A 6,490-nucleotide genomic window follows, 5' to 3' on the forward strand; every position below is an offset into this window, starting at 1 on the left:
CCACCTCGACCAGGCGGGCGCGGTCCATGTCTTCAGGGTCGGCGGAAACTACCGCACCTTCCCCGAAGGGATGGTGTTCGACCCGTCCCACCCCGACGTGCTCGACGCCTCGTCGGTCAGTCTGGTCGACACCCGCGCCCGCCTGGTCGAGGTGGAGCGCACGCTCCCCTCGGTGAGCGAGGCGGACAAGTTCACGGTGCGGGCGTCCTTCACCTGCCAGGTGACCGACCCGACCGTCATCGCCCGGCAGGGCATCATCGACGTCGCGGTCGCGCTGCGCGCCTATCTGATGGGCGACAACGACCTGCCGAGGGCGAGCGCCGGGCACCGCGTGGAGGAGGTCAACGCGGTGCGGACCGAGGTCAGCCACCGCATGACCGCCTACAGCGCGATCGTGCCGCCGAGGGTCGCCGGGATGAGCGTGGAGTTCGTCAGCGCCGAGGTGCACGCGTCGGACGATCTGCGGGACTGGGAGCAGAAGCTGCGCGACGAGCGGCGCTCCTGGGAACTCCGGCGCGGACAGCGGGACTTCGAGACGCAGGACGCCCAGCGCATCGCGGACCTGATCTCCCGGGGCTCCGACCACGTGGACGCCTTCGGCATCGCCAGACAGGAGATCGACGTCACCGAGGCCGCGGCCCGCATCCACCGCAACAGCGAGACCGAGGCGGCCCAGCGGCGCGCGGCCGAGACCTCCGACCGGGCGCACGCCCAGGCGCGGGAGACGGCGGAGGCGCAGATGCGCCGGGACATGGTGCTGACGCTGCTCCGCCAGATGGGCGGCAGCGAGTACGTCGACTACCAGCAGGTTCTCGAACAGGTCCTCAAGGAGACGGGCGGCGGCAGGACCGCACCCTCCCTCGCGAACGGCGCGGACGCCGCGCGGATGGTCGAGTCGGGACCGGTCCGCGGCCACCGCGCGGAAGCGGGCAGGGACGGCTCGCGGGGACCGCAGGGCGGCTTCGTCAGGGACGAGGACGATCTCATTGACTGACCTCCCGACGAACGACCGGCGCCTCGGCCGGGACGCCGCACGGCTGCTGCGCACCCTGACGGGCGTCGACGAGGGGCTCCTCGACAGGGTCGGATACGAGCGGAGCAAGTACACGGCCCTCGGCGGGGTCGTGCTCGGCACCTCCGTCATCGCGGCGTTCTCCATGTGGAACTTCGCGGTCGAGGCGCTCGGCAGGGTCTCCGTCGTGGCGCTCGTCCCGACGGTCATCTGGATGCTGTTCGTGCTCAACCTCGACCGCTGGCTGGTCACCCCGCAGCCGAACGCGCGGCGCCGGGCCGGGCCCCTCCTGATGCGCATGCTGATCGCGCTGCTGCTGGGCGCCGTGATCGCCGAGCCGCTCGTGCTCCGCATCTTCCAGACGGCCATCGAGGAACGTGTCGCCGACGAGCGCTCGGACGAGATCGACCGGCTGCGCACCAACCTGGTGCGCTGCAACCCCGTGCCGTCCACGACGCGGACCGTCACGCCGGAGGGCTGCGGGACGACGTACGTCCTCTCCTTCGGCAGGACGCCCGGCGAGCGCGCCGAGGAGCTGACCGCCCTGCGCTCGGACGCCGCCGCGCTCCAGAAGCGGGTGGACCGGGACACCGACAGGCTGGAGGCGATCGATTCCGAGGTACGGGAGGAGTGCCAACGCCTGATCCGCATGGCCGGCACCGGCCTGTACCAGCGGACGTCCGAGTGCCTGCGGCTGCGGGCGAAGGCGCGCGACTACCGGACGACCCATCGCACCGACGAGAACGAGAAGCGGCTGGCCCGTATGAACAGCCGCATCTCCAAGGCCGAGAGCCAGCAGACCGCGTCGCGCGGGGCCTTCCTGAAGGCCAGGGCCGACGGTGTCGAGCGACGGCTCGGGGAGGAGCGCGCGAAGCACCGGGAGATCGGCGTCCTTGAGCGGATGCGGGCGCTGGAACAGCTCGCGACCGGGAACCCGGTGCTCTTCGTCGGCATCTGGCTGGTCCGCCTGCTCTTCATCCTCCTCGACCTGCTCCCCGTGCTCGTGAAGTACCTGAGCGGCGAGACCGCCTACGACCGGATGCTCACCAGCGCCAGCAACAGCGGGGTCAAGGTGCACGACGCGCAGGTCCGGCTCGCCGAGAACAGGGCCATGGCGGACATCGAGATCGCCCAGGACGCCATCGAACAGGAGGTCAGGCGGCACCGCGCCGAGTCGGAGGCGGCGCTGCGGGAACACACGGCGGCGATGAACATCCGCGTCCGGCAGGCGGTGAACGCGCTGGAGGACGAGATCCGCCGCTCCTCGACGGTCTGACGCACCCCGCCGCCCGCACACAGCACGCCGACGAGCTGGGCGGCGGTGAGGCTGTGTCCGCCCGCCGCGAAGAAGTCCTCGTCGGCCGAGCGCGGCGGGCGGCCGAACACGCTCTCCCAGGCGGCGGCCACCGCCCGGTCGGCCTCGTCCCTCGGGGTCCAGCCGGACCCGGGGTCCGCCTTCCGCTCCGCTCCGGCGATCAGGGCGGGCCTGTCGACCTTGCCGTGCTGGTTCCTGGGCAGCTCGTCCACCCGGTACAGCTGGGCGGGGACCATGTGCGGGGGCAGTTGCCCGGCCAGCGCGGCGCGGACGGCGTCCTCGGCGAGGACGTGGTCCGCGGTGTACCACCCGGCGAGGACGATGCTGTCCGGGCCCACGGGCAGGGGCATGACGACCGCTTCGCGCACCCCGTCGAGGGCCACCAGGTTCTCCTCCACCTCGCCGGGTTCGACCCGGTTGCCGTGGAGCTGGATCTGGTCGTCCAACCGGCCGAGGAAGTCCAGCGTGCCATCGGCGTTGAAGCGTGCGAGGTCGCCGGTGCGGAAGGCCCGGCCGACGCCCGGCAGGGGGCAGTCGACGAACCGGGCGGCGGTGGCCTCCGGCGCCCCGAGGTAGCCCCCTTCCGCGACCGCGGGCCCGGCCACGTACATCTCCCCCGGCACGCCGACCGGTGCGAGGTCCCCGCCCGGTGTCAGCGGCAGGACCGCGAACCCGGGCGTCGGGCGGCCGATGGGCACGGCGGTGAGCGAGACCGCCTCCTCGCCGGTGCAGACGTAGGTGGTGCAGGCGATGGTGGTCTCGCTGGGCCCGTACAGGTTCGCGAAGGTGCCGATGCGCAGGCGGCCCCGGGTGCGGGCGAGCAGGCCCCTGGGGACCGCGTCGCCGCCGAGGAGCAGATGGGGCAGTTCGACCCCGGCGTCCGGCGGCAGCACCTCGATCATGCTGGAGAGCAGGCTCGGCACGCAGTTGACCATCGTGACGCCGTGCTCGCGCAGCCGGGCCCAGAAGGTCACCGGGTCCAGTTCGTCGGGGGCGCCGATGGCGACAAGGGCACCGCCCGCTTCGAGGGCAAGGAAGATCTGGAAGGTGGTGGCGTCGGAGGAGATGGCCGAGAGCAGGGCGCAGCGCAGGTGCTCGTCGACGCCGAGCAGCCCGGCGGACGCGGTCACGTGGTGGGCGATCTGGTCGTGCCGCAGCACCACGGGCTTGGGCAGGCCGGTCGAGCCGGAGGTGAAGAAGACGACCGCGTCGTCCTGGGGCCGCGGCTCGGGCAGCGCGTCCCGCGCCGCCTCGTCGGCGGTCTCGGAGGCGGCCCGCAGTTCTCCGGCCCGCAGGACCGGCAGCGCACCGGCCGCGGCGGCCGTGTCGCCGATGACCAGGCGGGCCGCGCTGCCCTCAAGCAGCCGCCGGATGCGCGGGGCGGGGTGGCGCGGGTCTACGGGGACGTAGGCGGCGCCCGCCCTGAGCACGGCGAGGACGGCGAGGACCAGGTCGGCGCCGCGGGGCAGGGCCACCGCGACCCGGTCGCCGGGCCGGACTCCGTGGCGTTGTGCGAGGTGGCGGGCGGCGCGCAGGGAGCGTTCGGCGAGGTCCCGGTGGGTCCAGGTGAGCCCGGACGCGAGGACGGCGGGCCGCTCCGGGTGGCGCCGCGCCGCCGTATCGGCCAGGTCCGGCAGGGTGCGGGGGGCGAAGGACGCGGGTGTCGGCAGGCCGCTCCAGGCCCGCAGTGCGGCCCGCTGTCCGGCGTCGAGCGGGTCCGTCTCCCCGGCGGTGCGGTGCGGATCGGCGGTGATCGCCGCGAGGACGGCGGCGACGCAGCGGGGCAGGTCGGCCGCCGCCGCGGGGACCCGGCCCGCGCGGCCGGTCACGCCGATCCGGATGCCGCCGTCGTCCGTCAGACCGCCGCGCACCAGCAGGTCCACGGGGTCGGCGGGCTCCGACGCGCCCCAGGCGACGGCGAGTTGGCCGAGGGCGGCCCCGTCGGCCTCGCCGACGGCGTCGATACCGGCCGTCAGCGCCGCGCGGTCCTGCCAGGGCAGCGCCGAGGCGGCGGCGAGGTCCGCGTGCAGGGCCTGGAGGAAGTCGCTGATCCTGCGGTCGGGGCCGAGTGCGGTGCGCAAGGCCACCTCTCGCGGCGGGCTCCCCGGCAGCGGGCACAGGACCGTGAGGTCCTCGGCGGCGCCGAAGCGCCCGAGGACGAGGCGGGTGGCGGCGATGAGCAGCAGGTGCAGACCGGTGGCGTCGTCACCCGCGAGGCGGCGCAGGGGCGCCGCCCGGTCCGCCGGGAGTTCGGCCTCTTCGGGGACCGGGGCCGTGGGCCCTGCGACGGGGAGCAACGGCTCGCGGCTCATTCCGCGGAGCGCGGTCAGCCAGTGGACTCGGACAGCCGCTTGTTCCAACAATGATTTCCCCCTCGAAAGCCAGAACGGCAAGAGAGACCGCCCTGGGATCGTGACACCCGGCGAATAACACCAGGGCGGCGGCTGAGATTTCTAGGGTGCATCGCGAATTGGCAGGAAGCCAGGGCGGCGCCGAATCGGCCGGTCAGTCCGCCGTGGCGCGCTCTACGCGCCGTCAAACTCCGTTGAATGTCACATAACTGACAGAGCGTTAGGGATGGAAGCATGGCACCCCGACGGCGTCAAGGTGATCTGCGTCACAAGTAATTCGATTGAGGGCCGTGACGGTCAGTGGTTAGGTTGTGGTCGCTTCTTAGCGGCTGGCTTACCGGCCCAGGCTCGTGCCAAAACATTTTCGGGGGATGTAACGGGGCGCGCGGTCAGCGGCATCGACCGCACCTTCACACACTCCCCCCTGGGAAATAAGGAACTGTGTGAGTTCGTTCCAGCTATTCCGTGCGAATCCGGCATTCCGGCGGTACTGGTCCGCCAGATCGGTTTCCCTCGTGGGGGACGGCGTCGCCACCATCGCCCTGTTGCTGCTCATCACCGGCAGCGGAGCGAGTGCCACCGGAGTCGCGGCGCTGTTGCTGGCCCAGGCGGTGCCACGGTTCTTCGGACCGGTGGCCGGCGCGCTGCCCGACCGGTTCGAGGTCAAGCGCCTCCTGCTGTGCGCGGAAGTCGGCCAGGGCATCGTCTTCATCGCCATCGCCCTGGTGCCGTCCAACACCGCGCTCCTGGTGCCGCTCGTCGCCCTCGCCTCGTCGCTGTCCACGGTCTTCAACGCCGCCGGACGCACCGTCATGCCGCGCCTGGTCGACTCCGAGCAGCTCGTGCCCGCCAACGCCTGGATGGGCACGGCCTTCAACCTCCAGGCGGCCCTCGGCCCGGTGCTCGGCGGCACGGTCGCCGCCCTCATCGAGCCCCGCGGTGCCCTGCTCGTCAACGCCCTGACCTTCTTCGTCGGCGCCGCCCTGCTGCTCGGCATGCCCCGCATGGAGCCAAGCGGACCCGCCACCGGGGACGCGCCGGGATTCCTGGCGGGCATCGGTGCGGGCATCGCCTTCACCTGGCGGCACCGGATGGCCCGTGCGATCTTCCTGCTGCTGCTCCTCGGCATCATGTTCGCCTCGCTGGACAACGTCGTCCTGGTCTTCCTCGCCCGTGACGTCCTCGACGCCGGTTCGTTCGGCTTCGGTCTCCTCGGCACCGGCTCGGGAGCGGCGATGGTGCTCGCCTCGCTCTGGCTCACCCGCTCCACGACGAAGATCTCGGCCGTGACCCTGCTGGCCGGTGGCTGGCTCGTCGCGGGCCTCGGCATCGCCCTGACCGGTGTCGCCCCCGTCCTCGCGGTCGCCGTGGCGACCCAGGCCGTCATGGGCGTGGGCAACAGCGTGGCGATGATCGGCGAGGAGACGCTGCTGCAGAAGGGCGTGCCGCCCGAGATGCTGGGCCGGGTCGGCGGAGCGCTCTCGTCCGCCGCCTTCGCGGGCAGCGCGCTGGCCTACGCGGTCGGCGGATTCGTCGCCACCGCGCTGGCGCCCCGCACCTCGCTGATCATCGCGGGCGTCGGCCTGATGGTCGTGACCGTGTGCTGCCTGCCCGGTCTGCGCTCCCACGACCGGGCCGACATGGCCGGGGAACAGACCTCCGACGACGACCCCAGCGTCGGCACCGCCCCTTCGCCGTCCGCCTGACCCGCACGTGCCTCCGGGGCCTCGCGCCCCGGGGTCACGCCCACAGCTTCCCCGCCCTGTCGACGCCGGACACGGCCGGCGCGGTGAGACGTGCGGCGCCGTGAGA

At 72.8% G+C, this 6,490-nt stretch carries 3 protein-coding genes and 1 pseudogene; 3 read left to right on the forward strand and 1 reads right to left on the reverse strand.

What is annotated here, in order from left to right:
• Together AB8Z36_RS27960 and AB8Z36_RS27965 are read left to right on the forward strand one after the other, a co-directional pair.
• Nucleotides 1-994: hypothetical protein (locus tag AB8Z36_RS27960; protein WP_369216160.1), on the forward strand; the 994-nt coding region annotated here is incomplete at its 5' end.
• Complete coding sequence (locus AB8Z36_RS27965) at nt 987-2,288, forward strand: DUF4407 domain-containing protein (RefSeq protein ID WP_369216161.1); 1,302 nt, start codon at nt 987-989, stop codon at nt 2,286-2,288. The genes AB8Z36_RS27960 and AB8Z36_RS27965, both read left to right, overlap by 8 nt.
• Before the next feature lie 29 nt (nt 2,289-2,317).
• On the opposite strand, the pseudogene AB8Z36_RS27970 reads toward AB8Z36_RS27965, so the two are convergent.
• Nucleotides 2,318-4,639, reverse strand: a pseudogene (locus AB8Z36_RS27970) (amino acid adenylation domain-containing protein); the annotation flags it as partial.
• A gap of 482 nt (nt 4,640-5,121) precedes the next feature.
• On the opposite strand from AB8Z36_RS27970, the gene AB8Z36_RS27975 reads away from it, so the two are divergent.
• On the forward strand, nt 5,122-6,384 hold the full coding sequence (locus tag AB8Z36_RS27975) for an MFS transporter (RefSeq protein WP_369216162.1): 1,263 nt from the start codon (nt 5,122-5,124) through the stop codon (nt 6,382-6,384).
• Nucleotides 6,385-6,490 lie beyond the last annotated feature (106 nt).

This window comes from Streptomyces flavofungini (genome assembly GCF_041028215.1).
Taxonomy (GTDB): domain Bacteria; phylum Actinomycetota; class Actinomycetes; order Streptomycetales; family Streptomycetaceae; genus Streptomyces; species Streptomyces flavofungini_B.